This is a genomic window from Pseudoalteromonas luteoviolacea (genome assembly GCF_018100925.1).
Lineage (GTDB): Bacteria > Pseudomonadota > Gammaproteobacteria > Enterobacterales > Alteromonadaceae > Pseudoalteromonas > Pseudoalteromonas obscura.
Map to the genome: position 1 here is coordinate 1 of NZ_JAGJEH010000041.1, position 1,679 is coordinate 1,679.

Sequence of the window (1,679 nt, forward strand, 5' to 3'; positions counted from 1 at the left end):
AAACCACTTTGGCGTTGTATGGTTAAGCCTCACGGGTAATTAGTACGAGTTAGCTCAATGCCTCACAGCACTTCCACATCTCGCCTATCAACGTTGTAGTCTTCAACGGCCCTTCAGTTAACTTAAAGTTAAAGTGAGAACTCATCTCGAGGCTCGCTTCCCGCTTAGATGCTTTCAGCGGTTATCGATTCCGAACGTAGCTACCGGGCAATGCTATTGGCATAACAACCCGAACACCAGCGGTTCGTCCACTCCGGTCCTCTCGTACTAGGAGCAGCCCCTCTCAATTCTCAAACGCCCACGGCAGATAGGGACCGAACTGTCTCACGACGTTCTAAACCCAGCTCGCGTACCACTTTAAATGGCGAACAGCCATACCCTTGGGACCGACTTCAGCCCCAGGATGTGATGAGCCGACATCGAGGTGCCAAACACCGCCGTCGATATGAACTCTTGGGCGGTATCAGCCTGTTATCCCCGGAGTACCTTTTATCCGTTGAGCGATGGCCCTTCCATTCAGAACCACCGGATCACTATGACCTACTTTCGTACCTGCTCGACGTGTCTGTCTCGCAGTTAAGCTGGCTTCTACCATTACACTAACCGTACGATGTCCGACCGTACTTAGCCAACCTTCGTGCTCCTCCGTTACTCTTTGGGAGGAGACCGCCCCAGTCAAACTACCCACCAGGCACTGTCCTCAATCCCGATCAGGGACCTAAGTTAGAACATCAACACTACAAGGGTGGTATTTCAAGGACGGCTCCACACAATCTAGCGACTGTGCTTCAAAGCCTCCCACCTATCCTACACATGTAGGGTCAATGTTCAGTGCCAAGCTGTAGTAAAGGTTCACGGGGTCTTTCCGTCTAGCCGCGGGTACACAGCATCTTCACTGCGATTTCAATTTCACTGAGTCTCGGGTGGAGACAGCGTGGCCATGGTTACACCATTCGTGCAGGTCGGAACTTACCCGACAAGGAATTTCGCTACCTTAGGACCGTTATAGTTACGGCCGCCGTTTACCGGGGCTTCGATCAAGAGCTTCGCCTAAGCTAACCCCATCAATTAACCTTCCGGCACCGGGCAGGTGTCACACCGTATACGTCATCTTACGATTTTGCACAGTGCTGTGTTTTTAATAAACAGTCCCAGCCACCTGGTCACTGCGGCTCTCGTCTGCTTATGGAGCAAGTCCTTCACAAACAAGAGCGTACCTTCTCCCGAAGTTACGGTACAATTTTGCCTAGTTCCTTCACCCGAGTTCTCTCAAGCGCCTTAGTATTCTCTACCTGACCACCTGTGTCGGTTTAGGGTACGATTCGATATAAACTGAAGCTTAGAGGCTTTTCCTGGAAGTAGGGCATCAACAACTTCACTACCGTAGTAGCTCGTCTCGACTCTCAGCCTTAGCGACCCGGATTTTCCTAAGTCACCAGCCTACAGCCTTTCACATGGACAACCAACGCCATGCTTGCCTAGCCTGCTCCGTCCCCCCATCGCATTTATACCAAGTACGGGAATATTAACCCGTTTCCCATCGACTACGCTCTTCAGCCTCGCCTTAGGGGTCGACTCACCCTACCCTGATTAACATGGGATAGGAACCCTTGGTCTTCCGGCGTGCGGGTTTTTCACCCGCATTATCGTTACTCATGTCAGCATTCGCACTTCTGATA

General features: G+C 51.5%; 1 rRNA gene. It reads right to left on the reverse strand.

Annotated elements, in window-relative coordinates:
• Positions 1-18: 18 nt before the first annotated feature.
• Positions 19-1,679, reverse strand: a 23S ribosomal RNA gene (locus J8M00_RS27925); the annotation flags it as partial.